Source organism: Pseudarthrobacter enclensis (assembly GCF_001457025.1).
Classification (GTDB): Bacteria; Actinomycetota; Actinomycetes; order Actinomycetales; family Micrococcaceae; genus Arthrobacter; species Arthrobacter enclensis.
In genome coordinates, this window is the sequence record NZ_KQ758602.1 from 369241 (window position 1) to 394806 (window position 25566).

The 25566-nt window shown below is 67.3% G+C and carries 25 protein-coding genes; 7 read left to right on the plus strand and 18 right to left on the minus strand.

The annotated features are described in order from the left end of the window. Positions 1–69: 69 nt before the first annotated feature. Both AS031_RS12225 and AS031_RS12230 read right to left on the minus strand, forming a co-directional pair. Positions 70–1086 carry a sugar phosphate isomerase/epimerase family protein gene (locus AS031_RS12225; protein ID WP_058268415.1) on the minus strand — a complete coding sequence of 339 codons (1017 nt, stop codon included), beginning with the start codon at positions 1084–1086 and terminating at the stop codon, positions 70–72. Positions 1087–1227: 141 nt separating this feature from the next. Then, complete coding sequence (locus tag AS031_RS12230; protein WP_058268416.1) at positions 1228–1623, minus strand: CBU_0592 family membrane protein; 396 nt, start codon at positions 1621–1623, stop codon at positions 1228–1230. 221 nt (positions 1624–1844) lie between these two features. Here AS031_RS12230 and AS031_RS12235 point away from each other — a divergent pair, with 221 nt between their 5' ends. From AS031_RS12235 to AS031_RS12245, 3 genes are all read left to right on the plus strand, one after another. After that, entirely contained in the window at positions 1845–2294 is a 450-nt protein-coding gene (locus tag AS031_RS12235) for a helix-turn-helix transcriptional regulator (RefSeq protein WP_058268417.1), read from the plus strand. Then, complete coding sequence (locus AS031_RS12240; protein WP_058268418.1) at positions 2291–2710, plus strand: VOC family protein; 420 nt, start codon at positions 2291–2293, stop codon at positions 2708–2710. The genes AS031_RS12235 and AS031_RS12240 overlap by 4 nt, the downstream gene beginning before the upstream one ends. Positions 2711–2791: 81 nt before the next feature. Then, complete coding sequence (locus tag AS031_RS12245) at positions 2792–5182, plus strand: ATP-binding cassette domain-containing protein (protein WP_058268419.1); 2391 nt, start codon at positions 2792–2794, stop codon at positions 5180–5182. Here the strand turns inward: AS031_RS12245 and AS031_RS12250 are convergent. Further along, positions 5179–6150 carry an alpha/beta hydrolase gene (locus AS031_RS12250; RefSeq protein WP_058268420.1) on the minus strand — a complete coding sequence of 324 codons (972 nt, stop codon included), beginning with the start codon at positions 6148–6150 and terminating at the stop codon, positions 5179–5181. The two genes, AS031_RS12245 and AS031_RS12250, sit on opposite strands and share 4 nt — an antisense overlap. A 60-nt stretch (positions 6151–6210) precedes the next feature. Here AS031_RS12250 and AS031_RS12255 point away from each other — a divergent pair, with 60 nt between their 5' ends. Then, the gene (locus AS031_RS12255; RefSeq protein WP_058268421.1) at positions 6211–6783 is read left to right on the plus strand and encodes an MOSC domain-containing protein; all 573 of its coding nucleotides are present in this window, start codon (positions 6211–6213) and stop codon (positions 6781–6783) included. A gap of 137 nt (positions 6784–6920) precedes the next feature. Continuing rightward, positions 6921–7904: a trypsin-like serine peptidase gene (locus AS031_RS12260; protein ID WP_058268422.1), complete on the plus strand. Its 984-nt coding sequence runs from the start codon at positions 6921–6923 to the stop codon at positions 7902–7904. Positions 7905–8075: 171 nt separating this feature from the next. On the opposite strand, the gene AS031_RS12265 is transcribed toward AS031_RS12260, so the two are convergent. The 4 genes from AS031_RS12265 to AS031_RS12280 all read right to left on the minus strand — a co-directional run bounded on the left by AS031_RS12265 (position 8076) and on the right by AS031_RS12280 (position 12420). Continuing rightward, positions 8076–9251, minus strand: coding sequence for an MFS transporter (locus tag AS031_RS12265; RefSeq protein WP_058268423.1), 1176 nt, complete (start codon positions 9249–9251; stop codon positions 8076–8078). Continuing rightward, positions 9248–9913 carry a GntR family transcriptional regulator gene (locus tag AS031_RS12270; RefSeq protein WP_058268495.1) on the minus strand — a complete coding sequence of 222 codons (666 nt, stop codon included), beginning with the start codon at positions 9911–9913 and terminating at the stop codon, positions 9248–9250. The genes AS031_RS12265 and AS031_RS12270 overlap by 4 nt, the downstream gene beginning before the upstream one ends. A gap of 193 nt (positions 9914–10106) precedes the next feature. Then, complete coding sequence (locus AS031_RS12275; protein ID WP_058268424.1) at positions 10107–11459, minus strand: MFS transporter; 1353 nt, start codon at positions 11457–11459, stop codon at positions 10107–10109. A 103-nt stretch (positions 11460–11562) separates the two neighbouring features. Beyond that, entirely contained in the window at positions 11563–12420 is an 858-nt protein-coding gene (locus tag AS031_RS12280) for a LysR family transcriptional regulator (protein ID WP_058268425.1), read from the minus strand. A 69-nt stretch (positions 12421–12489) separates the two neighbouring features. Here AS031_RS12280 and AS031_RS12285 point away from each other — a divergent pair, with 69 nt between their 5' ends. Further along, a complete protein-coding gene (locus tag AS031_RS12285; protein ID WP_058268426.1) occupies positions 12490–13437 on the plus strand; it encodes an EamA family transporter in 948 nt (315 codons plus the stop codon). 3 nt (positions 13438–13440) lie between these two features. Here AS031_RS12285 and AS031_RS12290 read toward each other — a convergent pair whose 3' ends face one another. The 8 genes from AS031_RS12290 to AS031_RS12325 all read right to left on the minus strand — a co-directional run bounded on the left by AS031_RS12290 (position 13441) and on the right by AS031_RS12325 (position 20649). Continuing rightward, on the minus strand, positions 13441–14424 hold the full coding sequence (locus tag AS031_RS12290) for a cyclase family protein (protein WP_058268427.1): 984 nt from the start codon (positions 14422–14424) through the stop codon (positions 13441–13443). Next, entirely contained in the window at positions 14421–14675 is a 255-nt protein-coding gene (locus tag AS031_RS12295; protein ID WP_058268428.1) for a hypothetical protein, read from the minus strand. Before AS031_RS12295 ends, AS031_RS12290 begins: the two co-directional genes overlap by 4 nt. A 10-nt stretch (positions 14676–14685) precedes the next feature. Continuing rightward, a complete protein-coding gene (locus tag AS031_RS12300; RefSeq protein WP_058268429.1) occupies positions 14686–16023 on the minus strand; it encodes a TRAP transporter large permease subunit in 1338 nt (445 codons plus the stop codon). Between the two features lie 79 nt (positions 16024–16102). Beyond that, positions 16103–16882 carry an NAD(P)-dependent oxidoreductase gene (locus AS031_RS12305; RefSeq protein WP_058268430.1) on the minus strand — a complete coding sequence of 260 codons (780 nt, stop codon included), beginning with the start codon at positions 16880–16882 and terminating at the stop codon, positions 16103–16105. Between the two features lie 32 nt (positions 16883–16914). Then, complete coding sequence (locus AS031_RS12310) at positions 16915–17544, minus strand: RraA family protein (protein WP_058268431.1); 630 nt, start codon at positions 17542–17544, stop codon at positions 16915–16917. Between the two features lie 29 nt (positions 17545–17573). Next, positions 17574–18584: a tripartite tricarboxylate transporter substrate binding protein gene (locus AS031_RS12315; RefSeq protein WP_058268432.1), complete on the minus strand. Its 1011-nt coding sequence runs from the start codon at positions 18582–18584 to the stop codon at positions 17574–17576. A 50-nt stretch (positions 18585–18634) separates the two neighbouring features. Next, positions 18635–20137 carry a tripartite tricarboxylate transporter permease gene (locus AS031_RS12320; RefSeq protein ID WP_058268433.1) on the minus strand — a complete coding sequence of 501 codons (1503 nt, stop codon included), beginning with the start codon at positions 20135–20137 and terminating at the stop codon, positions 18635–18637. 2 nt (positions 20138–20139) lie between these two features. Next, positions 20140–20649, minus strand: coding sequence for a tripartite tricarboxylate transporter TctB family protein (locus AS031_RS12325; protein WP_058268434.1), 510 nt, complete (start codon positions 20647–20649; stop codon positions 20140–20142). A gap of 120 nt (positions 20650–20769) precedes the next feature. On the opposite strand from AS031_RS12325, the gene AS031_RS12330 reads away from it, so the two are divergent. Continuing rightward, positions 20770–21570 (plus strand): IclR family transcriptional regulator, encoded by an 801-nt coding sequence (locus AS031_RS12330; RefSeq protein ID WP_058268435.1) that lies wholly within the window; start codon positions 20770–20772, stop codon positions 21568–21570. A 132-nt stretch (positions 21571–21702) separates the two neighbouring features. Here the strand turns inward: AS031_RS12330 and AS031_RS12335 are convergent, their stop codons facing one another. The 3 genes from AS031_RS12335 to AS031_RS12345 all read right to left on the minus strand — a co-directional run bounded on the left by AS031_RS12335 (position 21703) and on the right by AS031_RS12345 (position 25543). Next, positions 21703–23196, minus strand: coding sequence for an FAD-dependent monooxygenase (locus AS031_RS12335; protein WP_058268436.1), 1494 nt, complete (start codon positions 23194–23196; stop codon positions 21703–21705). Positions 23197–23387: 191 nt separating this feature from the next. Then, the gene (locus tag AS031_RS12340; RefSeq protein WP_058268437.1) at positions 23388–24347 is read right to left on the minus strand and encodes a 2-hydroxyacid dehydrogenase; all 960 of its coding nucleotides are present in this window, start codon (positions 24345–24347) and stop codon (positions 23388–23390) included. Next, entirely contained in the window at positions 24344–25543 is a 1200-nt protein-coding gene (locus tag AS031_RS12345; protein WP_058268438.1) for a pyridoxal phosphate-dependent aminotransferase, read from the minus strand. The genes AS031_RS12340 and AS031_RS12345 overlap by 4 nt, the downstream gene beginning before the upstream one ends. Positions 25544–25566 lie beyond the last annotated feature (23 nt).

The window sequence follows — 25566 nt, forward strand, 5'->3', positions numbered from 1 at the left end:
ATGAAGAGTCACACCCAACAAATCAGGCCGGCACCCCTGTGGAATGCCGGCCTGTTGCGGTATTGCCGTTTACTGACCCACGAGGGATTCCCGCAGGGCTGCGTCGGCGTCGCGCAGGACTTTCGCCGCCACCTGGAGTCCCTCGATGCGGCCCAGCGAAACGTCCTCGTGTTCGATGTTCACCAACATGTCGGGGTCCACCTCATGCAGGGCGCGCAGGAACTCGGTCCAGTAGGCGGTGTCGTGCCCGCGTCCGAGGGCCACGAAGTCCCAGGCGGAGTCCTTGGGCCATTCGTTGGCCCACTCGTCGCCGCCGAGGTTGGTGCGGTCTTCGTCCGGGGAGAGCCGGCGGAAGCTGTTGTCCAGCACGCCGTACAGCGCGGCGTGCTCCTTGTTGATGCGGACGTCCTTGGCGGCCGCCTGGAAGACCAGCGGGCCGAGCTCACGGACCACGGCCACGGGATCCATCTGCTGCCAGAACAGGTGCGAGGCGTCCAGTTCCACGCCCACATGGGTGGCGCCGGTCAGGGCGATCAGCTTGCGGACGTCGGCGGTGTTGAAGACCAGGTTTTGCGGGTGCAGCTCCAGGGCCACCTTGACGTCAAGCTCACGGGCCAGCTGGTCGATGTCCTTCCAGAATTCCGCCGCGATCTCCCACTGGTAGTCCAGGACGTCCAGGGCTGCCGAGTTCCAGGCGTTCACGATCCAGTTGGGCACCGTTGCGCCGGGCTCTCCTCCGGGCAGTCCGGACATGGTGACCACGCGGTCCTGCCCCAGGCGGTGCGCAAGGCGGATGGAGCGGCGGATGTCCTCGGCGTGCTTCCGGCCGATCTCCGGGTTGGGGTGCAGCGGGTTGCCGTTGCAGTTCAGGCCGGCGATGGAGACGCCCGAGCCTTCAAACAGTGCGAGGTACTCGTCCCGGGCAGCGTCGCTTTCCAGGATTTCGTCAATGTTCGGAACGTGGACCGCGGGCAGGAAGCCGCCGGTGTTGAGTTCGATTCCGGTCAGGCCCAAGTTGGCGATGACCTTGAGCGCCTCCGGAAGCGGACGGTCGTGCAGGATTGCGTTGTAGACGCCGAGTTTCATGCGGGATCTCTCCTGTGAAAAGCCCCGCGGGAAAAGTGGAGCGCTCCAACAACGGTAAGAGCCGGACTTTGTCCTGTCAATAGGATCAATTCAAGATCGACGCCGCCCGCACGACCGCCGTCGCGCGTGCCGCCGGGTGTTCTATGCCGCGAGGCGGGTATCCGCCGCAGAGGGGGCGGCCGGGACCACAGGCAGCGAGCCGGTGAGCGCCTCGACCGCTTCAATGACAGCCATCTGCCCGGTGGAATCCGGAACGCCGGGGTACTGGACGTGGGCCGGCTCGGCGGGTTCGGCCACCGTTTCGCTGGCCTGCATCCGGACCAGGGCAACCGCTGAAATGAGGAACCAGGCGACGTTGGTGACCACGGACGGCCAGGCCCCGTGAAGCGTCCCGTTGATGATGAACGCCACCGACCCAAACAGGTTGGCCATCTGGAAGCCCTTCCCGGCTTTCAGCCAGCCCATGGACACGGAGAGGTAGGCACTAAGAATCGCCACAGCGCCTGCCCAGCCGGCGATTTCCCACAGCAGTTCCATGGCGTCCTTTCAAGGGTGCCCCGCACAGTTTTCGGGCAGGGGTATTCAATACTGGTGAAGGTTGTTTTTGGCCGGAGACTGCGTTTACTCGAGCCCTGTTCGGGCGAGGACTACCAGCTGGCGGGATAATCATATCCCTCCTTAAGATGCGGATCTTGCGCGGGAGGCAGTGATCTCGCACACGTCTGGACAACCCTCCCGCCGCGTAGCACGATCAAGCTGTGAGCAGCAGCCCTCCCGCCGATCCGTACCTGCGTGAACTCACCCAGCTGCGGCGCGCCAAGGACCGCATGGACCGGGAGTATGCCCAACCGCTGGATGTCGAGTCGCTCGCCAGGGACATCCATATGTCCGCCGGCCACTTCAGCCGCCGCTTCAAGCTCGCCTACGGCGAATCGCCCTACAGCTACCTCATGACGCGGCGGATCGAACGCGCCATGGCGCTCCTCCGCAAAGGCGACCTGAGCGTGACCGAGGTGTGTTTCGCCGTCGGCTGTTCCTCGCTGGGAACCTTCAGCACCCGCTTCAGCGAACTGGTGGGCATGCCACCCAGCGTCTATAGGCAGGAGGCGGAGCGTTCGACGGCGGGCATCCCCGCGTGCGTAGAAAAGCAGGTCACCAGACCGGTCAGGAATCGAGAAGCGCCCGCTCCTGAGGCGTTACTAGCATGACTGGCATGGACATCAACATTTCCTCAACCTTCCTTCCCGCCACCGATCCGGACGCGTCCCTGGCCTTCTACCGCGACGCGCTCGGCTTCGAAATCCGCAACGACGTGGGCCGCGGCACCATGCGCTGGATCACCGTTGGCCCCGCCGGCCAGAAGGACGTTTCCATCGTCCTCTGCCCGCCCGCGGTGGACCCCGGCATCACCGAAGACGAGCGCCGCACCATCGCCGAGATGATGGCCAAGGGCACCTACGCCACCATCGTCCTGTCCTCCCCCGATGTGGACGCCGCGTTCGCCAAGGTCGAGGCAACCGGGGCGGACGTCGTGCAGGAACCCATCGACCAGCCGTACGGCATCCGCGACTGCGCCTTCCGGGATCCCGCCGGAAACACTGTTCGCATCAACCAGCAGCCCTGACCACACAAGAAGAACGACGACGGCGGGAGGCCGCGAGCGCAGCCTCCCGCACCGACGCAGGACCCGACAGATGGAGACCCGATGAGTACGGACACGAGTACGGACACCCGCGCGGACGGACTGCACGTCGCCGACAGCCACGACCTGATCAGAGTCCAGGGCGCCCGCGAGAACAACCTCAAGGACGTCAGCCTGGACCTGCCCAAGCGCCGACTGACTGTGTTTACCGGCGTCTCCGGCTCGGGAAAAAGCTCCCTGGTGTTCGCCACCATCGCGGCCGAATCCCAGCGCATGATCAATGAAACCTACAGCGCGTTCGTGCAGGGGTTCATGCCCAGCCTGGCCCGCCCGGACGTGGACCGGCTGGAGGGCCTGACCACGGCGATCATCGTGGACCAGGAACGGATGGGCGCCAACCCGCGCTCCACCGTAGGCACCGCCACCGATGCCAATGCCATGCTGCGGATCCTGTTCAGCCGCCTGGGCCAGCCGTACGTGGGGCCGCCCACCGCCTTTTCCTTCAACGTGCCCACCCGCAAGGCCAGCGGCATCATGAGCACCGAAAAGGGCGGCCGGGTGGAGAAGAACGTGGTCCGGCAGGTCACGTACCTGGGCGGCATGTGCCCCCGGTGCGAAGGCATGGGCAACGTCAGCGACATCGACCGGACCGCCCTGTATGACGATTCGAAGACCCTGGCCGAAGGCGCCCTGACCGTTCCGGGCTATTCCATGGACGGCTGGTACGGCCGCCTGTTCGAGGGGATGGGCCTGCCGATGGACAAGGCGATCGCCAAGTTCACCGCCAAGCAGCTGGACACCATGCTCTATGCCGAACCCACCAAGATCAAGGTGGAGGGCGTCAACCTCACCTTCGAGGGGATCATCCCCAAGATCCAGAAGTCCATGCTGTCCAAGGACGTCGAGGCCATGCAGCCGCACGTGCGCCGCTTCGTGGAACGCGCCGTCACGTTCGCCACCTGCCCGGAGTGCAACGGCACGCGGCTCACGCCAGAGGCCCTGGGCTCGAAGATCAACGGCAAGAGCATCGCGGACCTGTGCACCATGCAGATCAGCGACCTCGCCGGGTGGATCCGGAACCTGGACGAGCCCTCCGTCCGGCCCCTGCTGGCCGGGCTCCGGGACCTGCTGGACTCCTTTACCGAAATCGGCCTGGGCTACCTGTCCCTGGACCGCCCGGCCGGAACCCTCTCCGGCGGCGAGGCGCAGCGCACCAAGATGATCCGGCACCTGGGTTCCTCGCTGACGGATGTCACTTACGTCTTCGACGAGCCCACCATCGGCCTGCACCCGCACGACATCGAGCGGATGAACAACCTCCTGCTGCAGCTGCGCGACAAAGGCAACACCGTCCTGGTGGTGGAGCACAAACCGGAGACGATCGCCATTGCCGACCACGTCGTCGACCTCGGCCCCCTGGCCGGCACCGGCGGCGGCGAGATTGTCTACGAAGGCGACGTCGACGGGCTGCGTTCCAGCGATACCGTCACCGGCCGGCACATCGGCTACCGGGCCCGGCTCAAGGAATCCGTCCGCCCCGCCACGGGGGCGCTGGAGATCCGCGGCGCTTCCACCAACAACCTGAAGAGCGTGGACGTTGACGTGCCGCTGGGCGTGCTGTGCGTGGTGACGGGCGTGGCCGGGTCCGGCAAGAGTTCGCTGATCCACGGGTCGCTGGCCAAGCGCGAGGGCGTGATTGTCATCGACCAGGGTGCCATCAAGGGGTCCCGGCGCAGCAACCCCGCCACCTACACCGGGCTGCTGGAGCCGGTGCGCAAGGCGTTCGCCAAGGCCAACGGCGTCAAGCCCGCACTGTTCAGCGCCAATTCGGAAGGTGCCTGCCCCACCTGCAACGGCGCCGGCGTGATCTTCACCGAGCTCGGCGTCATGGCCACGGTGGAGTCCACCTGCGAGGACTGTGAAGGCCGCCGGTTTCAGGCCGCGGTGCTCGAGTACACGCTGGGCGGCAGCAGCATCGCCGATGTCTTCGACATGTCCGTGGACGCCGCGCTGCAGTACTTCGCCGAGGGCGAGGCCAAGACGCCCGCCGCGCACAAGATCCTGGAACGCCTCGCAGACGTGGGGCTCGGCTACATCACCCTCGGCCAGCCGCTCACCACCCTCTCCGGCGGTGAGCGCCAGCGGCTGAAACTGGCCACGCAGATGGCGGAGAAGGGCGATGTCTACATCCTGGACGAGCCCACCACCGGCCTGCACCTGGCTGACGTCGAACAGCTCCTGGGCCTGCTGGACCGGCTGGTGAAGTCCGGGAAGTCGGTGATCGTCATCGAGCACCACCAGGCGGTCATGGCGCATGCGGACTGGATCATCGACATCGGTCCGGGCGCAGGGCACGACGGCGGCACGGTCGTTTTCGAAGGCACTCCGGCCGACCTGGTAGCGGCGAAGTCGACGCTCACCGGGCAGCACCTGGCCACCTATGTGGGTGCCTAGAGCCTGCCGAGGAAGGTGACGGTGGCGGCGGCGATCTGCTCCTGGGCGTCCTCGCGGCTGATGCCGGGTTCGCCGTCGCCGGGCTGCGGTCCGTAGTCGCCGAAGTAGGCGTGAACGCCGCCCTGGACGGCGGTGAATTCCGTGTCCGCGGGCAGGAGCGCGGTGGAGGCATCGATTTTCGCCGGCGTGCTGAGCACGTCCCTGGTCCCGGAAACCGACAGGACGGACAGGCCGGCGCGGTCGCGGAGTGAGCCCAGCGGGTAGGAAGCGTACAGGACCAGGCCGCTGACGTCGTCATTGTCCTGCGCGAAGGAGGATGCGGCCACTCCGCCCAGCGAGTGGCCGCCCACCGCCCACGTGGTAATGTCCGGGTTTTCCGTGATGGCGCCGCGTGCCTGGTCCGGATCCAGCAGGCTGAGGCCGAGCGGTTCCTTCAGGATGACCACCCGGTAGCCGGCCCCGACGGCCGGGGCGAGGATGTCCTGGTAGGCCCGGGCGTCCACCCGCGCGCCCGGGTAGAAGACCAGGCCCTTGGTAGGGGCGCGGCCGCCGTCGGGCGTCATGGTGATGCTGGTGTTCGTTTCGGTGACAATGAGGTCCGATTTTGGACCGGCCTCCGCCGGCGCGCCCGGCTGGTAGGCGAAGGGATTGAGCCAGGCCAGCGCTGCCACGAGCGCCAGGACGGCGATGAGCCCGGCCCACGCGCCAATGGCCCGGGGCAGCCCGCGGGGACGGGCCGCGTCTCCGCGCCGCCACAGAAGGACGCCCCAGTAAATCCCGACGGCGGCGGCCGCGATCAGGAGGCCCGGCAGCAGCGGGTGCCCGCCCAGGACAGCCGGATTCGCCACCAGCATCCAGACGGGAACCAGGATCAGGGCGGCGGCGCAGACTGCCGATACCCAGTAGAGCGCGGTCCGGCGGCGGGGGCGTTGGGCCGTGGCGGCGACCGGGGCTGAAGAGGTGTCCATGGTTCCCGATCATTCCACTGGTGGCCTGTTTTCGCGGCAGGGCTGGCCTACGCTGGCCGTATGGCCGAAAAGTTCCGGTACGACGTCGAAATCCTGCACCTGCTGGTGTCCCCTGCGCACGCCTACTTCGGCCGGGCACGCGACGGCGCCGCCGACGTCCAGACCACTGACGCGGACGAGGCGGAGGTGGTGGCCGGCAAAGGCATCGTGGGTGACCGGTTCTACGGCAAGGCCGCCCACATGGACGCGGCGGTGACCCTGTTCGCCGTCGAATCCCTGGAGGCCATCGCCGCGGAGCTGGGAGCCGGACCCTTCAATCCCCTCCTGACGCGGCGCAACGTGATCCTGCGCGGGGCGCAGCTGCCACCTCTGCTGGGGCAGGACTTCACGCTGGAATCGGGCGGATCCCGGGTGGATTTCCACGGCGGCCGGCATGCCCAGCCGTGCGCGTGGATGAACGAGATGCTGGCACCGGGTGCGCACCCCGCGATGCGCGGCCGCGGCGGTATTCGTTGCCGTGCGGTCACCGGCGGCTTCCTGCACCGGGGTCCGGCCGTGCTGGTCAGTCCGGTGCCGCTGGACCCGGCCAAGGCTGGGGCGGCAAGCCTGCTGCGGCCAACGCGGCTGCCGTAGCTTCGGGCCATGAGACAAGGTCGTTAATTCATTAACCGATTGAAGAATCTTATTTACAAGTTTGTCATACCGAGATAGGTTCTCTCCAGCGAACCACCCAACAGGTCCGCTTCACTTCGAACCTACCGAGGACAGTTATGACATCAACCAGGACTCTGGCCACAAGCCTCATGAGCCTCACCACCGCAGCACTGTTCGCTCTCTGCTCTGCCGGGCAGGCGACGGCAGCCCCCGCATCGCCGGACACCAAGGACGTTGCCGGCGTCAGCAGCGCGGCCGTCACCGACACCAGCGGCGCCGACTACTGGACGCCGGAACGCATGCGTTCGGCCATCCCGGCGGACGTCCTGGCCAAGAAGGCCGTGGAACGGCAGAAGTCCAACCCGGCAGTCCTCCCGGAGCAGGCCAAGGGCCCGGAGACCAAAATCCAGGGCTCCGCACCCCAGGTCCAGGCCAAGGCCAACGCCAGCGAAACCCCGGTGTCCCACATCGGCAAGGTGTTCTTCACCCTCGGCGGCACCAACTACGTCTGCTCGGCAAACTCGGTGGTGTCCACCAACCGGAACACCGTCTCCACCGCCGGCCACTGCCTCAATGAAGGCCCCGGTGCCTTCGCCACCAAGTTCACGTTCGTTCCCGCCTACCTGAACGGCGCCGCACCCTACGGAAAGTGGACTGCGAAGGCACTGTACGCCCCCACCCAGTGGAGCTCGTCAGGCAGCATGGAATACGACACGGGCTTTGCCGTGATGAGCCAGCTCAACGGCCAGAACCTGGCGGACGTCGTCGGGGCCTCCGGCGTGAGCTTCAACGCCGCCCGTGGCCTGGCCTACAAGGCCTTCGGCTACCCGGCAGCCTCACCGTTCAACGGCGAATCCCTGAAGAGCTGTTCCGGCACCGCCACCAACGATCCGTACAACCCCCAGTTCAACAGCCAGGGTATTCCCTGCAACATGACGGGCGGCTCCTCGGGCGGACCGTGGTTCATCGGCACCAGCTCCAGTGGTTACCAGAACTCAGTCAACAGCTATGGCTACGGCAGCAAGTCCACCACGATGTACGGCCCGTACTGGGGTTCAGTGATCCAGCAGGCGTACAACACCGCGTCCTCGGCCTCTTAGAAGACCCACGACGGCGGGTCCCGGCTTGCGCCGGGGCCCGCTGTTTTTTGTACGACGACGGCGTCACGCTGGGCATACTTTCAGCGCACCCACGGCGGGGATGCCCTGGAAGACCGGGGATCCGCCGTCGGCCGTTCATCCAAACCGTGCCCGGCGTGACGCTCTGGACACTCAGTCGAGTTCGACCCCACGGAGCAGGACCATGGTTCCGCCCACCACCACGGCTGAGGCGAGGAAGACCCCCGCTGCGCCCAGCCCGGCCGCGACCACGCCGATGGCGCTGGGCAGCACCACCTGCCCCACCCGGTTCCCGGCGAGGCGGAGGGCCAGTGCACGGCCGCGCTGGCCCGCGGGGGCCTGCGCGGACAGCCATGACATGGTGAGCGGCTGGCCGATGCCAAGGCCAAGCCCGAGCACAGCCATCACCACGAACAGAAGCCACGCCGGCATGGGCACCGCCGCGGCGGCCAGGGCGGCGGTGGACAGTGCGAGGCTGATGACCAGGAGCCGCATGCGCCCGATCCGCCGGGACACGCGTCCCAGCAGAAGCCGGGACACCATGGAGAACACAGCACGGACGGTCAGCATGGCCCCCACGGTGGCCGCGGTGAGGCCGCGGTCCGTTCCCAGTGCGGGGAGGTAGACCATGGTCAGGTCCACCACGGCGAGGACCGTTGCGCTGGTGGCCAGGGCGCGGGCGACGCCGGGGGTCTTGAGGAGTGAAATGGCGCTTCCCATGGCTGCGCCGGCATCGCCGGTCTTCTTCCGGCCGCCGCTGACCTCGGCCGAGACCAAGAAGGTGTCAGCGAAAAGCACAGCGCTCATGCAGACGGCCAGGAGGAAGATGGCCCGGGTGTCGGGGTGGATGGACGCGCCACCCACCAGGGAAATCGCCAGCGGGCCCAGCGCTTGCCCCAGGGAGGCGGCGAAAGTGAGGTATCCGAAAGCGGAATCCATCCGGGTGGAGGCGGCGTTGTTCGCCACCACCGCCTGCTGGCCCACCACACATGCCAACTGCCCGGCGCCCAGCAGGGCCGTCCCCATGATCAGCGCCACGATGGACGAGCCCCAGAACAGCAGGAACGTTGAACAGGCAAGGACGACGCCGGCCCCGATCGCCATGAGCCTGCGCTCACCCAGGCGGTCCACCAGGCCGCCCGTGGGCACCGCAAGGAGCAACGGAAAGACGGCGTAGCTGGCGGCCAGGACCCCGAGGGCATAGCCCGGGACGTCCAGTTCCAGGGCGCGGTAGGTGGCTGCGGGCCGCACCAGGAAGGTGACGGCCTGGATGAGGGCCGAGTGCAGGAGCAGGGCGGTGGCCGAGCGCCGGCCGAGTTCGCCGATCATGACGCCGCTCCGCTGGCGCCGGAGATGGCCCGCACGGCAGCGTCCCGGGCGCCGAGGACGTGGTCGAAAGCCATCCCGGCGGCGGCTTCAGGGTTTCCGGAGGCAATGGCGTCCACCAGTTCGCGGTGCTGCTCCAGGGCCTGGTCCCGGCGTTCCTGGGTGCTGTTGGTGTAGTGCCGGTAACGCTCCATCTGGCTGGAGATCTGGCCGTGGAAGCGGCGTGCCCAGGAATTGCCGGCGATCGCGGCGATTTTGGCGTGCAGGGCCATGCCCTGTTGCATGGCGTCGTCGGCGAACTCCACCAGGGCGGCGTTCCTGGCCAGGATCCCGCGGAGATCCTCGATGTCCTCGGGTGTCGCCTTCACGCAGGCGTTCCGCGCCATCAACGACTCCACAGCCGCCCGGACTTCGTAGAGTTCGGAGATGACGGCCTCGTCGAGCACCGGCACCACCACCCCGCCGGTGGGTTGCTGCTCCAGCAGGTCCTCCGAGATGAGCCTCCGGATAGCTTCCCGGAGCGGCGTCCGGCTGACCTGCAGGGCCGCGGCCATGGCCGGTTCCTTCAGGCGCTCCCCCGGTTTGAGTTCCAGGGTCAGGATCTGGCGTTTCAGTTCCGCGTAGACAACGTGGGCGCCCGTATTCCGGGCGGATGTGATTGGCATGGGTGCGACCTCCGGCTCCAGCATACTTGTATACAAATATGCCTGTCAGGTCGCGCGGGCACTGCGCAGAGGCCGGCCGGAGGTACGGAATCGGAAAAATGGAGGGGGGGACAAAACGAGTCAGCCACCTTCGCCGGATGGCGAAGGTGGCTGACAGGGCATGGACACTGGCCCGGTGCGTGTTTGCTGGAGATTAGGCCTTGCGGGCCTCGAGGTCTTCGAGCGACTTGCCCCTGGTATCCGAGGACATCAGGGTAGCCACGGTGGCGACCAGGCAGATCCCGAAGGTGGCCAGGCCGATGGTCAGGGGTATGTTTGCCGAACCCGGCGGCGCGATGGCCGTAAAAATGCTCGGGAAGAAGGACGCGATCATCAGGCCGACGTTCTGCGACACGGCGAAACCGGTCACGCGGATCCGCATGGGGAACTGCTCCTGGAAGAACGTGGCGAACGTGGCGTTCCACATCTGGAAGAAAATGCCCTGGACAATCACCACGCAGACGAACACCAGCGGCAGGCTGCCCAACTCGATGGCCCAGAGGTAACCGGCCACCAGCAGGCCGCCCGCCAGTCCACCGGTGGCCATCAGGGTCCGCCGGCCGATCCTGTCGGAGAGCGCGCCGAACAGCGGGATGGTTACGACGGCCGCAATGTTGGCCACCAGCGTCACCCAGAGGAACTCGCTGCTGGAGAAGCCGTTGCCGTAGCCCTTCTGGGTGGCGAAGGAGACTCCGAAGATCAGGGTGGCCATGCCCACCACGTTGGCAAACGTCATGGCCACGCAGCGCAGCAGGGCGGCGGGGTGGGTGCGGAGCAGCTCCACCAGCGGGAACCGGCGCTTGGCCTCGACTGCCCCGGACTGCGCCTTGTAGGCGGGCGGCTCCTGTACCCGGCGGCGGATGAAGTAGCCGGCCAGGATCACAACGGCGCTCAGCAGGAACGGGATGCGCCAGCCCCACGCGGCAAACTGTTCCGCGGGAAGGGCCGCGGACAGGGGCAGCAGGACGGCGGTGGCCAGGATGGAACCCACCTGGGTGCCCTGCAGGCTGAAGCTTGCAAAGAAACCGCGGCGGGCGTCCGGTGAGTGCTCGACGATCATGGCGCTGGCCCCGCCGAGTTCACCGGCCACCGCGAAGCCCTGGACCAGGCGGAGGAGCACCAGCAAGGCCGGCGCCAGCAGTCCCACCTGCCCGTAGGTGGGCAGCAGCCCCACGGCGAAGGTGGCGAAGCCCATCAGCAGCATGGCGAAGACGAGGACGCTCTTGCGGCCCTTCCGGTCACCATAGGCACCGAGGACGACGGCGCCGACGGGCCGGGATACGTAGCCCACCGCGTAGGTGGCCAGCGACGCAATAATGCCGACGGTGGGGTTTTCCGACGGGAAGAAGATCGTGGGGAAAATCAGCGTTGCAGCAAGCGAGTACAGGGCGAAGTCGTAGTACTCCAGGGCGCTTCCGATCCAGCCGCTCATGGCGGCCTTCCGGGGATCCCGCGATCCGGACCCTGCCACCCCGCTGGGGCGGACGCTGGTGTTGGTAGTGCTCATGTGCTTGTCCTTCGACTCCATTGGCAAAGAACCGGTACCAACCGGCACTTTGAATCGATTCACAATCTTAGGACGTGACGCCGGTTACGTCAATGGGCAAGCGCTATCCCGGAAGATAGGCGGCACGGGCCAGGCGGATGAAGTCGGCCACGAGCGGTGAAGGATCGTCCCGCCAGCATGCAAGGAAAACCTCGATGGGCGGGGCATCCCGCACCGGCCGGTAGGCCACCCCTGGGCGCGGATTCTGGGCTGCGGTCGCTTCGGAGGACATTCCCAACGCCTGGCCTGTGGAAATCAGCGTCAGCCATTCATCGACGCCCTGCACCGGACGGAACCCGGCGGGCCGCGACTCTTCGGGCCACAACTCCTCACTGGTGGTTCCCGTCCGGCGGTCGACGGCGATGGTTCGGCCTGCGAAGTCGGCCATCCTCAGGACCCGCCGGCGGGCAAGGGTGTCGCTCGCGGCGAGCGCCGCAAAGCGCGCCTCCGCCCCGATGGGTGTGGAGGTGAACCGGCCCTCGGTGAGCGGCCGCCGTCGTACTGCGACGTCCGCCGAGCCGTCGGCCAGGCCCCCGGAAGGCGCGTTGGACTGCACCCACACCAACGACACGTCCGGGTGGAGTTCCTCCCACTGCCGCTGCAGCGCGATGGTGCGCCGGCCCAACGCGGACCAGGCGTAGCCCACCCTCAACTCGCTGCCATGGTCCCCGGCAACGCGTTCCAGGAGGGCCAACTCGTCGAGCACCCTGCGGGCATGGGCGATGATCCGCTCCCCCACCGGGGTAGGTGTGAAACTGCGGGTGGTCCGCTGCAGGATGCGGAGTCCCAGGGCCTGTTCGAGCGCTGCAATAGACCGGGAGACGGCGGCCTGGGACGTCCCCAGCTCGATGGCTGCGTCGGTAAACGTTTCGGCATCCACGACGGCGACGAGAGCGCGGAGGTAGCGCAGCTCAACATTCATACGGTCATCGTATAGAACACGCGGCATTCGCATTTCCTGCCGGCCAGCGGTCGGCCGGACACTGTGGGGATGGACGCTTCTTTGCTGCAGGGCGCGGGGACGACCCGCGGTGGGACGGGCACCCCGCGCCGCCCGTCGTCGTTCTTGTTCCGCGGCGTGCTGACCATGACCGGAGCAGGACTCAGCAACCAAATCGGCGCCGGAATCGGCGCGCACGCCTTCCCGGTGATCGGGCCGGCAGGGGTAGTGGCCGTGCGGCAGCTGGTGGCGGCCGTGGTGCTGCTTCCGGCGGCGCGGCCGCCGTTCCACCGCTTTACGTGGCGGCAGTGGTGGCCGGTCCTCCTGCTGGGCGCGGCCACGGCCCTGATGAACATCTGCCTGTACGTTGCCATCGACCGGATCGGACTGGGGCTGGCGGTCACGCTGGAGTTCCTGGGTCCGCTGGCGGTAGCGCTGCTGTCCTCGAGGAGCCGGTGGGACCTGCTGTGCGGGATTGGCGCCGGCGTGGGCGTGTACATCCTGGTGATGCCCGGGCCGGCGAGCGACCTGGCCGGGATCCTTATTGGCCTGGGCGGCGCGGCGGGCTGGGCGGCCTATATCCTTTTGAACCGCGTGGCCGGTCAGCGTCTCCACGGCCTGCAGGCCCCGGCGGCCGCCAGCCTCGTTTCACTGGTGCTTTACGTGCCGGTGGCCATTCATCTGCTCGCCAACGGCAGCTTCACCGGGCCCGCCATGCTGTACGCCGCGGCCGCCGGAATCCTGTGCTCGGTTGTTCCGTACGCAGCCGACCTGGTGGCCCTCAGGTTCGTTCCCGCCGGCTTCTTCGGGGTGTACATGAGCATCAACCCGATCCTCGCGGCACTGTCCGGAATAGTGGTGCTGAGGCAAGTGCTGGTGCTCCACGAATGGCTGGGTATCGCGCTGATTGTCTCGGCAAATGCCACGGCGATCTGGATTGCGGGACGGCGGCGGATTCCCGGGCGGACCGGACAGCTGGTCAGTTCACCGCGGAGCTGACGCTCACAGGATGGCCGTGGCGTTGGCGGGGGAGCCTGTTCCGCCGGTGATGTTGAGCGGTTTGATGCTGATGAAGGCGTCCCAGCGGCCCGCGCTGCGCATGTGCCGGGCCAGCGGGCCGAGGCGCCACAGTTCGCCCAGCGGCATTCCGAGTTTGGCGAGCAGCTGCTGGTGCATCATGCCGTGGTCATTGAACGCCGAGTCCCGGTACGGGCTGTCCGGCACCGCGGGCAGGCATTCCAGGGCGAAGTTGTCCGCAGCGAGCAGCGCCAAGCGCTGGTCCCAGGCCCACGCAACGAACTTCCGCGACTGGGCGATGCCGGTGGCCTTCCTGCTGTCGCGCACCCGCTGTTTTTCCGCCGTCGGCAGGTTCAGGAACCATTCGCACCAGCCGGTGTGGAGGAGCAGGATGTCACCCTGGCGGAGGGTGGAGTGCTGTGCGGCGAGGGCCGCTTCGATGAGCTCGAGGCCCAGCGGCTCCCCTGCCGTATGGTCAATCGGGCTGCCTTGGGTGGTTCGGTAGCCGTCCAGGTCCACCAGCACCGCGCGGCCAACAATCGGCTCATCGGCCCATTCCTGGATGCCCAGGTCCGGGGTCCCCTCGACCACCCGTTCATCCGGGGTGCCGTTATAAAAGCCGACGTCGTCCGCCCGGCGGTGCCGCAGCCCGTCCACCTGGCTGGACCCCTGGAGGTAGTAGCCATCCAGGAAGTCATCGCGGTGTGCCGGGTGCGAGGAGTAGATGGTGTGCTTGGGTGCGCCGCGTTTCAGGGACATTCCGGGATGGAACGCGTCTGCCGGGTAGTCGAGGCCAAAGATAGTACCCGTATGTATGCACTCCCGGGCATGAAGCAGGGTGTCAGGGGTAATGAACGACGGCGTCCCGCGGGTTGGGTGCGGAAACAGGCCCCAGGAGGTCCCGGCCAGGCTGCCCTCGCGTTGCAGGAGCCCGGCGAAGTCCGGATACATGCCGTTAAAGGAACTCATCGGGCACCCGCTTTCTGGGGCTGCTCTAATGCCTGCCGGCGCTTGTAGCTGAGAAGGAAGCCCGCCACGGCGCAGACCGATGCGGTGATGCAGATCGGAGTCTTGATGGCGTCGTTGAGCGCCGTGAGCCACTGGCTCTGCCCCGCTACCAGGCTGATGGCCTGGCCGAGGACAAAGACGATGCCGCCAGCCAGCAGTACAGCCAGTGTGAGGACGAAGAGGACTTCGATGGCCCTTCGGAAGCTATGCATGAAGTGTTCCCTAGATTGGCAGGATGCCGAGGATGATCAGGACGCCGATGCCCAGCAGCGGCAGGGCGTAGTGGGTCAGCAATCGGGCAAAGGTCTTGAGCGGGTCCACGTCCGCGATGCCGCACGCGACATATAAGGGTGCGCCGCCGGGCGGGACCGCGGCTTCGCAGGACGAGAACACCAGGACGGCCACGGCAGCTGTGGTGGCGGGGACACCGGCGGCGACGAGCGTGGCGACACCCACGGTTCCGACGGCGGCCATGGTGGCGGTGGCCGACAGCGGTGCCGCCACCGCAATGATGATCAGGCCGATCAGGATGGCCAGCAGCCACAGCGGCAGGTTCATCCCGGTAAGGAGTGTGGTCATCTGCTTGGGCAGCCCAGTGGCGGCCAGCGCGTTGGCCCCTGCGAAGGCGAACACCACTGTCACGCCAACAATGCCGAACCGCGGCGCGGACTCCTGCAGCAGGGTCCACCAGCCCCGGCCGGTCCCTGGGAGGTTCTTCCGGCCCAGCAGGAGGCCGGTGATGATCAGGACCACGGGGATCCAGACGATGACGCTGACGGATTTGGTGACGTCCCCGCCGGTCCAGTCCGAGAGGCTCTTCGCCAGGGCCCCTGTGGTGATCACCAGGGGGATGGCCACCACCACGAACAGCAGCAGGGTGGCCCAGCCGCGGCCGAACGCCGTGCGGACGGTCAGCCGGTGTGCCGCGTCGAGCGGGGCCATCCCGCTCTTGCGGACCAGCAGCCAGGTGACCACCAGCCGGTGCAGGAAGCACCAGAGGCCGCCGAAGAGCAGGGGCAGGACCAGTGCATTGATGTCCAGCAGCGGCCCCACGGTGGCTGAACCCACCAGGACGAACATCGAGGCGCTGAAGGGGAACGTGATGCCCATGCCGGCGTTGCCGGCAACCAGCGTTGCAGCGGACGGCTTGTCCAGCTTGGACTTCTCCATCCAGGGAATGGTCACCGAGCCAACCGTGGCGGCGATGGCGGCCTGGTTGTGCACCACCCCGCCGAGCCCCGCCGAGGCCACCGTGGAAACCCAGGCCGGACCGCCCTTGACCCCGCCGATGAGCGAGTTCAGCAGGTCGATGAGCCGGTCCAGGACGCCGGCCTTGTCCAGCAGGTATCCCATGAAGACGAACGCCATGGTGGCGTAGACAATTTCGTCGGTGATGGCGTCGTACAGGGCATCCCAGCCAATCGCCGCCGCCGCGGTTCCGGTGAAGGGGAGGACGGCCAGGAAGCCGAGGATCATGGCCTCGCCCACGCTTCGCTTGACCACGGTGGTCCAGAGCAGGATGACGGCAAGGTAGGCGCCGAGTGCCCAGATGCCGATCATGTTGCTGCTCCTGACGGCCGGATGCCGGTTGGGGTGGAAATCACGTGTTACCTGTTCCTGATTGTGCCCGACTGCGCGGTCAGCGCAAGGCCGGTTCCGTGGCCTGCGCCATGCGGGCCAGCGCGGTGGCCGAGGCGGTGGTCATCTCTGCAGGGACGCCAAGGTCCGACAGGTAACTGGCAGTGTCCTGCATTTCCTTCGACCGGCGGACGGCGTGTTTGGCGGTGCCGGTGAGGAACCTGTCGATGACGGCCTGGCCGTCCCCGGCCAACTGCCCCGCGATTTGGCCGCGGATCCAGTCCTCCAGGCCCGCTGCCCTTCCGGCAGTAACGGCTTCCACCACCACGGATGCCAGGCCCTTCATGAGGACGCTGCGCAGCAATTTGTGGGCCATCGCCGCCCCGGGCTCCCCGTCCGCGATTTCCACCTGCACGCCCAACGGGACCAGCAGGTCGGCAACGGCCTGGGCGCCGGGACCGCTCACCATCAGCGGGGTCTTTTCACCGAGTGCCGAGACCGGGCCGAGGATGGCGACGTCGGCGAAGCAGGCTTTGCTGGGCAGTTGGCCCAGCTCCTGCATCACGCCCGGCGACGAGGACGTAAAGTCCGCGTAGACACTGCCGGCGTCGAGCACCGGCAGGCACTCCTGCGCTACGGCGCGTGCCGCGGCGGCGCCGGTCATCACCAGGACGATGTCCGCCCCGGTGCACGCTTCGGCCGCGGTGGTGGCCCGGATGACGCCTGCCGGGGTGGTGGGGGCCACCGGGTCGAAGCCGGTGACGGTGTGGCCGGCCGCGGTCAGTGCCGCGGCGTAGGTGGCTCCGGCTTCGCCGAGGCCGATGACGGTGCACGCTGTCATGGTTGCTCTGTTCCTTCTGGTGGTGTTGGTTTTCAGTTGCGGGCTGCGACGATGGCCTGGCGGCGGTTCGTCTCGTCCGCGAAGACCGCTTCAGCGGCATCGGCGACGGCGGCAGCCTGGTCACGCGGGATGACCACCACGCCGTCGGAGTCGCCGACGATCACGTCGCCGGGCAGGACGGGTACGCCGCCGAAGGCGACGGCGGAGCCCAGCCGGAACGGGCCGTCCTTGTAGGGGCCGGCGGGCGAAGTAGCCCTGGCGAAGACGGGCATGCCAATCTCACCCAGCGCCTCGGCGTCGCGCGCTGCTCCGTCGAGGGCGAAGCCCGCCACGCCAAGGTTGATGGCGCGCTCACCGATCAGCTCACCCAGGAGGGCACGCGATTCGTCGCCGCCGCCGGCCACCACAATGACGTCTCCGGGACGGGCCTGCTGCAAGGCCTGGTGGATGCCCTTGTTGTCGCCGGGGCGGGTCCACACGGTGAAGGCCGGCCCGGCCAGCTTGGCGCCGGGCCAGACGGCCTGGATGGCCGAATCCGCGACGCCGAGGCGGTCCATGGCATCGCCGATGTTGGCTGCGGGCAGCTTGGCGAGCCGTTCAATGGTGGCCCGGTCGGGGCGGGCAAAGTCTGCGTCGGTGGCGTCAATGGCTGGAGTTGTCATGATGGATCTTTCCGTTCAGGCGTGCGGGGTCAGTCTTTTTTCTGGACCAGAGGCAGGACTTCCTTGAAGTCCTCTTCCTGGCCGGCCCAGAACGTCTTGTAGTCGGCGCCGTTGAGGTAGCTGGTCTGCAGGCCCAGGTCCTTCATCTTCTGGACGACGGCGGGATCCTCAATGGCCTTCTCGATGGCGGCTTCGAGCTTCTTGGCAACGTCCTCGGGCAGGCCGGCGGGGGCGGAGTAGCCGCGGGCGGTGCCGGCGGTCAGGTCGTAGCCGGATTCCTTGAACGTGGGGATGTCCGGCAGCGAGGGTGCGCGTTCTGCGGACATGACGCCGAGGACGCGGGCCTTGCCCTGCTTGCTGAGGTCGTTCACGTCGCTGACGTTGGCCACGAGGACGTCCACATGCCTGCCGAGGAACGCGGTGGTGGCCTGCGAGGCGCCCTCCGAGAAGTGGACCGGGGCGAATTCCGCGCCCGTGTTTTCCTGCAGCTGCGCCAGGGCAAAGTGCTCGCCGGTCTGGAGGCCGGTGGTGCTGGCGGTCATGGACTTGGGGTTGGCCTTGGCGGCGTCCAGCAGGTCCTTGATGGTCTTGTACGGGCTGTCCGGCTGGACGGCGATGACGGTGGGGTCAATGACCTGGCGGCCCAGCGGCTGGAAGCTTTCACGGGTGTACTTGGCGCCGCGGGACGGGTCCAGGGGTGACACCACCACGGACGGTGATCCGGTGGCGCCGATGGTGTAGCCGTCCGGCTTGGCGCTGGTGAGCTGCGTGTAGCCGATCTGGCCGCCGGCGCCGGGCTTGTTGATGACCTCGACGTTGGTGCCGAGTTCCTTTTCGAGGACCGGCTGGATGAGCCGCGCGGCCGTGTCCACGGCTCCGCCGGAACCGAAGGCGACGATGAGGTCGATGGACTTGCCCTTCTTCGGGAAGTCGCTGGCTGCACCGGCGGCGCCGGTGGCTCCGGGGTTGGCACCGCAGCCGGTGAGTCCGATCAGGGAAGCCGCGGCGAGGGCGGCGGCGAGGCGCAAACGGGTTTTCATGGTTCTTCTCCTTTGAAGGTGGGGATGGAAGTGCTTGGGGTGCGGGCGGATTACGTTTCGGGGTCTTCGTTCAGGGCCTTGGGCTTGCGGAGCTTGAGCAGCGGGCTGAAGACGATCAGCAGGCCCAGTCCGATCAGGACCGCGGAGATGGGACGGCTGGTGAAGATGCTGAAGTCACCCTGGGAGATTTCGAGGGATTCGCGCAGTGACCGTTCCATCAGCGGGCCGAGGACCAGCGTCAGCACCATGGGCGCCAGCGGGATGTCCAGGTGCCGGAGGGCCAGGCCCAGAAGGCCGAAGCCGATCATCACGAAAACATCGAAAACGCTGAAGTTGATGGTGTAGGCGCCGATCACCATGAACAGCAGGATCAGGGCGGTGAGGATCGACGACGGGACGCGGAGGATGGACGTCCAGAGCCCCACGAGCGGGACGTTGAGCAGGAGCAGGATCAGGTTGCCGATGAAGAGGCTGGCGATGATGGCCCAGGCAATCTCGGAGTTCTCCGTGAAAAGGGTGGGACCCGGGGTGAGGCCCTGCTGCAGGAAGGCGCCCATCAGCACAGCGATGGTTGGTGAGGCCGGGATGCCCAGGGTGAACAGCGGGATGAGGGCCGCGTTGGCGTGGGCGTTGTTGGCCGTTTCGGGGCCGGCGACGCCTTCGATGGCGCCCTTGCCCAGTTGGTGGCGGTTGCGGGAGAACTTCTTTTCCGCGCCGTAGGACAGCAGGGAGGAGACGGAGCCGGTCATGCCGGGGATGAGGCCCAGGCCGAACCCGATGCCTGTGCCGCGGGCCATCGCCGGAGCACTGCGGAGCCATTCCTTGCCGGTGGGCAGCAGCGAGCGCAGGTTGGGTGCGTGCACCGCGGCGGGCTGGTCGCCCTTGCGGTAGGACAGGAGTTCGGAGAGGCCGAAGACGCCCACAATCACGGCGACGAAGCTGACGCCGTCCAGGAGCCGGTCCATGCCGAAAGTGAAGCGCGGGGCACCGGCCACGGGGTCGATGCCCACCATGGAGATCAGCAGGCCCAAGGCGCCGGAGATGACGGCCTTGACCATGGATTTGCCGGCCAGGGCCACCAGGAGCGAGATGCCCACCACCATCAGGGCGAAGAATTCCGGCGGACCGACCAGCAGGCCGAGTTCACCGAGTGGTTTGGCGGCTGCCACCAGGCCGAGCGTGGCGATGGTGCCGCCCACGAAGGACCCAACGGCGGCGATGGTCAGGGCAGCGCCGGCCTTGCCGATCTTGGTCATGGCATAGCCGTCGATGGTGGTGATGGCGGAGGCCGCTTCTCCGGGGGTGTTCAGCAGCACGCTGGTGATGGTTCCCCCGTAGGCGGTGCCGTAGAAGATAGCACAGAGCATGATGATCGCCCCGGTGGCATCCATGTTCAGGGTGAGCGGGATGAGCAGGGCCACGCCGGCCACAGGGCCGATGCCCGGCAGCACGCCGATGATGGTGCCCAGCAGGCAGCCCAGGAAGGCGAACAGCAGGTTCTGCCAGGTCATGGCGGCCGCGAAGCCGTTGAGGAGTTCGTTGAGGGTATCCACGTCTAGAGTCCGATCGCGTTCAGGAAGGGAATGGTGGAGACAGGCAGGGCGACGTTCAGGCCGTAGTTGAAGGCGTAGAACGCTCCGAAGCTGCCGGCCACCGCGATGATCAGCGAGGACACCCAGGTCCGGCGGCCGCGCACCTTGAGGTGGTACAGCAGAAACGCGAACATGCTCAGCTGGAAGCCGATCAGGTCCATGACAGCCGCGAGGAGCACCAGGCTGACGACGACGGCGATCACCAGTCCGCGGTCAACGCCGGCGGCCGTTTCGCTGGGGTTGCGGAGTTCCTGGAGCAGCCAGAGGAGGGCCATGGCGGCGAGGACGGCGCCCATGGCGAAGGGGAAGAGGCCCGGACCCGGGCCGAGGGAAGTCCACAGCCCGAGGCTGATGGAGCTGACCAGGACGTAGACGCCCACGGCGGCAAAAGCGCCGATGCCCGCCAGCACGGTGGGGGCTACCCGTGCCGTTTTTCCGGTCCCGGGTGGGGAGGTCACTGACTCCGTTGTCATGGAATTCCTTTTCACTGCGCGTCATTGCTTTTCACAGAATGAAACTATATTGCGTACTGAGAAATAGTGACAGGAGACACACGCACTGTCAAGCGCAAGGAACTTACATAGAATGAAAGAATGGCGACGACGACTTCCCCCACGGCCGGCCCGGCAGAAGAGGGCCCCAAGTCCTCCAACATGCGTTCACTGTCCAGGGCCATGGAGGTCTTTGCTGAACTGCAGCGGGCAGAACGGCCGCAGCGGCTCAGCGACCTGGCGCGGAACTGCGGCATGAGCCTGCCCACTACGCTGAGGATCCTCCGGGTGCTGCAGGATTTCGGCATGGTCAGCCAGAAGGACAAGTCCTACCGGATCGGCCCCGCTGTGCTCCCGGCAGCCAAGAGTTTCCTGGAGAACGATCCCCTGGCGGTGGCGGGCCGGCCGGTTCTGCAGCAGCTGGCCACCCAGACGGGCATGTCGGTTTCGCTGCATACCAGGCTGGGGTTTGAGCGCATCCTGGTGGCGCGCGTCCAAGGCGAAGCGCCCATGCAGTACGACTTGCCGCTGGGTAAACGCCTGCCCCTGACCCGCGGTGCTGCGGGAAAGATCCTGATTGCGGGCGCCCCTGACGCTGAACTTGAACAGGTAGTGGCTGCAGCAATCGCCTCCGGTCACGAGGACCAGGGATTCACGGTCCAGGAACTTCGGTCACGGTTGCCCGAACCCGGCTGTGACTACGCCTATTCTGCGAATGAGCGCGTGATTGGCGTGCTCTCCGTAGGGGTGGCCCTAACGAACCGGGAGGGCCGCGCCAACGAATCAATGGCACTGAACTGCCCGGCGGAGGCGACGACCGAGGAGAAAATCAAGGCCAACGTCCCCGAACTGCGCCGCGCCGCAAGCCGGCTCTCCGAACTGCTCGAGGGCTCCGTCTACTGAGCAGAGTGGCGCCGCCGCAAAATGTACGACGGCGTCACGCACGGCACACTTTCGCCTCGCCGCCGGCGGGGAAACCGCGGAAACCCGGTCCTCCGCCGTCGGCCGTCCCCTGAAAGCGTGCCCGGCGTGACGCTACCGCGCCGCCAAAGGCCCGAACCAGGTGCGGAGCGCCTCGGCGAGACCAGACGCGGTTCCCTCCCCCACCCACGCCACGTAGCCGTCCGGGCGGACCAGGACGGCCGACGGCGGAGCAACGGTTCCGAGGACCGGCAGCTCCCACTCCCCGCCGTACACTGCGTCCACCAGCTGGACCGCCGGCGGAAGGGGTAGGGAGTCAAAGGTGCCCGCGGCGCCGAGATTCAGCAGGACCGGCCGTGCGGTGTGCAGCAGCGTGTACATCCGCAGGCGTCCGGCCGGAGTCTCCAGGTCCAGGTCCGGCATCCGGCGTCCCAGCAGCGGGTGGCCCTCGCCGAGGTGGTAGTGGACGTCCAGGCCTGACTGCATGCCGGCGAACCGGCGGCGCGGCTCCTCCATGCCCAGCAGCTCGGCCAGCACCTCGCCCGCGGCGGCGATCCTGGGGTCCGGGCGGCGCAGCACCGACTGGGCCATGGTGTTGCGCAGGACCCGGGCCGCCACGGGATGGCGCTCGGCGTGATACGTGTCCAGGAGGCTCTCCGGTGACGTCCCCTGGAGCACCTGCGCCAGCTTCCAGCCCAGGTTCACGGCGTCCTGGACGCCGATGTTCAGGCCCTGGCCACCGTCGGGCGCATGGATGTGCGCCGCGTCCCCGGCCAGGAGGATGCGGCTCCTGCGGTAGGTGGCGGCTTGCCGGGTGGCGTCCGTGAACCGGGTAATCCAGGTAGGGCTGTGGGCGCCGTAGTCGGTTCCGCACACGGCGGTGAGGGCCGCGCTCAGGTCCGCCAGGGTGGGATCTCCGGCGCCCACCTGCTCCTCTGTGACCATGACCGCCACCGGGCCGCTGTCCGCGTACACCACCCTGTCGTCCTGGATGGTGTACTCACGCCGGCCGAAGGAGTGGATGCCGAACGGATTCTTATGGACGCCGAACTCCGGCTGCCCGGTCATCTCCACTTCGGCGATCAGCGCGCTGGTGGTGGGATCCCAGCCGGGAAATTCGATGCCCGCAGCCTTCCGCACAAGGCTGCGGCCGCCGTCGCACCCTACAACGAAGTCCGCCTGCAGCGTCCGGCCGTCCGCAAGGGAGACCTCGACGCCGGCGCCGTCCTGCGCAACGCCCGTCACCTCGGCACCGCGGTGGAAGGCCACGGGCAGCTCCTCCACCCAGCCGGCCAGGATGCGCTCGATGTGGTTCTGCCACAGCCCGAGCCCGTACGGGTGGCGGGTGGGAAATCCGGTGAGGTCGAAGCGGGCGCCGGCAAACCCCGCCACCTGGGCCACCTGCCCTTCGGCGAGGAACCGCTCCGCAATGCCCCGCTGGTCCAGCACCTCGATGGTGCGGGCATGGAGGCCGCCTGCCCGCGCCCCCGCGAGCTCCTGGCTGGGACGCCGCTCCACCACTGCCACATCCACCCCGGCAAGTCCCAGCTCCCCCGCCAGCATGAGCCCGGTGGGCCCGCTACCCACAATCACTGCCTGCTGCTTCATCCGGCTCCCCGTTCTCCCGCAACCGCGCCGATGCTGCGGCCTCCGGCGAACGATTATCCGCGCCTTCCGGGGCCTTGCCGCAAGCCCCACCACGGGGGATACAGTGGAAATACAGGAGGTGCCCGTCAGGGCAATGAAAAAGGGCCTGGACGGAGAGCTGCAATCTCCCCGTCCAGGCCCTGGTCATTTTCCTAGCGGATCGGCGTGGCCGGCCGTTCCCCGCTCAGCACGGCGAGGGCATTGTCGGCGGCAAGCATCGCCATCGCGGTGCGCGTTTCCACCGTTGCGGAGCCGAGGTGCGGCAGCAAGGCCACGTTGTCGAGCCCGAGCAGTCCGGGGTGGACCTGGGGCTCCTTCTCGTAGACGTCCAGGCCGGCTCCGGCGATTCCGCCGTCTCGAAGCGCGGCCGCGAGGGCTGCTTCGTCGACGATGGGTCCGCGCGCGGTGTTGACCAGATACGCGGTGTCCTTCATGGCGGCCAGTTGCTCGGCGCCGATCAGGTGGTGCGTCGCAGGCCCGTACGGGCAGTGCAGGGAAACGACGTCGGAAATGGCCAGCAGCTCGTCGAGGTCAACCCTGCGGGCGCTGAGTTCTTCGGCGATGGCGGGGTCGATTTCGCTGCGGGACTGGTAGACGATTTCCATGCCGAAGGCCTTTGCGCGGCGTGCTGTGGCCTGGCCGATGCCGCCCATGCCCACCACGCCCAGGGTCTTGCCCTGCAGGCTGGAGCCGAGCAGGAAGAACATGCCCCACTTCCACGCTTCGCCGGAACGGATGAGCCGCTCGCCCTCGCCGAGCCGGCGGGTGGCCATCAGGATGAGGCTCAGGGCGATGTCCGCCGTGGCGTCGGTGAGCACGCCGGGGGTATTGGTGGCGATGACGCCGCGTTCGGCGCAGGCCGGCACGTCGATGTTGTCGTAGCCGACCGCGACGTTCGCGACGACCTTGAGCTGCGGGCCTGCGGCGTCCAGCAGTTCGGCGTCGACGCGCTCGGTGAGCAGGCTGACGATGCCGTCTGCCCCGGCTACCCGGCGCAGGAGCTCCTCACGGCTGATCGATTCCGGACCGGCCCAGGCGTCCACCTCATGCTCGGCACGAAGCTTTTCAACGGCTGCTTCGGGAATACGCCCCGTGACGACGACGCGGCTCACGCCGTCTCGATCCACTGGCGCAGGCGGCCGAGGCCTTCACGGATGTTGGCGACGTCAATGCCGGAGTAGGCGAGCCGGATGTACTGGCGCTCCTCGCCGGGCAGCCGGCGGCCGAAGTGTTCACGCGTGCAGAAGGAGACGCCGGTCTTGTACAGCGCTTCGGTGGCAAAATCGCCGACTGCCGTGAAGCCCATCCGGTCCATGGCTTCCGTGACGTCCGGGAACAGGTAGAAGGTGGACTGCGGCACGGCGACGTGCATGCCCGGGATGGCGTTCACAAGATCGCAGGCTGCGTCCCGGCGTTGCTTCAGGATGTCCAGCATCTGCTGCACCGGCTCCTGGGGGCCGCGGAGCGCCTCGATGCCGGCCCACTGGACATAGTGGGTGGTGCAGGATTCGTCGTTGGTGTTGAGCGTGCTGAGCACCTTGGCGATTTCCAGCGGCGCGACGGCGCAGCCGAGGCGCGAACCGGTCATGGCGAACTTCTTGCTGAAGGTGTAGAGGATAACGGTGCGTTCGGCCATGCCGGGCAGGGACGCGATCGACTGCGAAACGCCTTCATAGCGCGTCTCGAAGTAGGCCTCGTCAGAGAGGACCCAGAGATCGTGTTCCTGGGCGATCTGCGCGATGGCCTCCCGTTCCGCGGCGGTCGACTCTGCCGAGATCGGGTTCTGCAGGTCGTTGTAGATGATGGCCACGGTCTGATCGGTGATGGAGGCGCGCACCTGGTCGAGGTCGATCGCGAAGCCGGACTCGGTGGGCACGTAGCGATAGGGCACCGCGTTGCCGCCCAGGTACTCGATCTGGGATTCGTAGATGGGAAAACCAGGGTTCGGGTAGAGCACGTCCTGGCCGGGGTTCATGACTGCCTGGAGGAACTTGGTGATCACGGGCTTGCCGCCGGTCATCACCACCACGTTGTCAGGGGAGAACGTCATGCCGCGGCGCGAGCCGAGGTCCTCGGCGAGGGCTTCGCGCAGCTGCGGGATGCCGGGGCCGGGGCAGTAGCCCGTGTAACCGTCGGCGATCGCCTTGTTCATGGCCTCCACGATGTGCGGGGCGGTTGGAATGTTGATGTCGCCCAGGTGGAAGGGGTACACGAGGTTCCCCTGCGCCTTCCAGGACGCCGCGGCCTGCGCGACGCTGAAAGCAGTTTCCGTGCCCAGCCGTTCAAGACGGTGCGCGAGTTGCTGCATGCTGTTCTACTCCTCATCGAGAT

What these genes read in the sequence shown, in the direction of transcription:
- AS031_RS12315 (WP_058268432.1), bottom strand. Translation starts at nt 18,584, where the DNA reads ATGAAAACCCGTTTGCGCCTCGCCGCCGCCCTCGCCGCGGCTTCCCTG.
- AS031_RS12245 (WP_058268419.1), top strand. Translation starts at nt 2,792, where the DNA reads ATGAGTACGGACACGAGTACGGACACCCGCGCGGACGGACTGCACGTC.
- AS031_RS12265 (WP_058268423.1), bottom strand. Translation starts at nt 9,251, where the DNA reads ATGATCGGCGAACTCGGCCGGCGCTCGGCCACCGCCCTGCTCCTGCAC.
- AS031_RS12295 (WP_058268428.1), bottom strand. Translation starts at nt 14,675, where the DNA reads ATGCATAGCTTCCGAAGGGCCATCGAAGTCCTCTTCGTCCTCACACTG.
- AS031_RS12225 (WP_058268415.1), bottom strand. Translation starts at nt 1,086, where the DNA reads ATGAAACTCGGCGTCTACAACGCAATCCTGCACGACCGTCCGCTTCCG.
- AS031_RS12270 (WP_058268495.1), bottom strand. Translation starts at nt 9,913, where the DNA reads ATGCCAATCACATCCGCCCGGAATACGGGCGCCCACGTTGTCTACGCG.
- AS031_RS12260 (WP_058268422.1), top strand. Translation starts at nt 6,921, where the DNA reads ATGACATCAACCAGGACTCTGGCCACAAGCCTCATGAGCCTCACCACC.
- AS031_RS12330 (WP_058268435.1), top strand. Translation starts at nt 20,770, where the DNA reads ATGGCGACGACGACTTCCCCCACGGCCGGCCCGGCAGAAGAGGGCCCC.
- AS031_RS12285 (WP_058268426.1), top strand. Translation starts at nt 12,490, where the DNA reads ATGGACGCTTCTTTGCTGCAGGGCGCGGGGACGACCCGCGGTGGGACG.
- AS031_RS12305 (WP_058268430.1), bottom strand. Translation starts at nt 16,882, where the DNA reads ATGACAGCGTGCACCGTCATCGGCCTCGGCGAAGCCGGAGCCACCTAC.
- AS031_RS12310 (WP_058268431.1), bottom strand. Translation starts at nt 17,544, where the DNA reads ATGACAACTCCAGCCATTGACGCCACCGACGCAGACTTTGCCCGCCCC.
- AS031_RS12230 (WP_058268416.1), bottom strand. Translation starts at nt 1,623, where the DNA reads ATGGAACTGCTGTGGGAAATCGCCGGCTGGGCAGGCGCTGTGGCGATT.
- AS031_RS12290 (WP_058268427.1), bottom strand. Translation starts at nt 14,424, where the DNA reads ATGAGTTCCTTTAACGGCATGTATCCGGACTTCGCCGGGCTCCTGCAA.
- AS031_RS12300 (WP_058268429.1), bottom strand. Translation starts at nt 16,023, where the DNA reads ATGATCGGCATCTGGGCACTCGGCGCCTACCTTGCCGTCATCCTGCTC.
- AS031_RS12325 (WP_058268434.1), bottom strand. Translation starts at nt 20,649, where the DNA reads ATGACAACGGAGTCAGTGACCTCCCCACCCGGGACCGGAAAAACGGCA.
- AS031_RS12255 (WP_058268421.1), top strand. Translation starts at nt 6,211, where the DNA reads ATGGCCGAAAAGTTCCGGTACGACGTCGAAATCCTGCACCTGCTGGTG.
- AS031_RS12275 (WP_058268424.1), bottom strand. Translation starts at nt 11,459, where the DNA reads ATGAGCACTACCAACACCAGCGTCCGCCCCAGCGGGGTGGCAGGGTCC.
- AS031_RS12240 (WP_058268418.1), top strand. Translation starts at nt 2,291, where the DNA reads ATGACTGGCATGGACATCAACATTTCCTCAACCTTCCTTCCCGCCACC.
- AS031_RS12280 (WP_058268425.1), bottom strand. Translation starts at nt 12,420, where the DNA reads ATGAATGTTGAGCTGCGCTACCTCCGCGCTCTCGTCGCCGTCGTGGAT.
- AS031_RS12335 (WP_058268436.1), bottom strand. Translation starts at nt 23,196, where the DNA reads ATGAAGCAGCAGGCAGTGATTGTGGGTAGCGGGCCCACCGGGCTCATG.
- AS031_RS12250 (WP_058268420.1), bottom strand. Translation starts at nt 6,150, where the DNA reads ATGGACACCTCTTCAGCCCCGGTCGCCGCCACGGCCCAACGCCCCCGC.
- AS031_RS12345 (WP_058268438.1), bottom strand. Translation starts at nt 25,543, where the DNA reads ATGCAGCAACTCGCGCACCGTCTTGAACGGCTGGGCACGGAAACTGCT.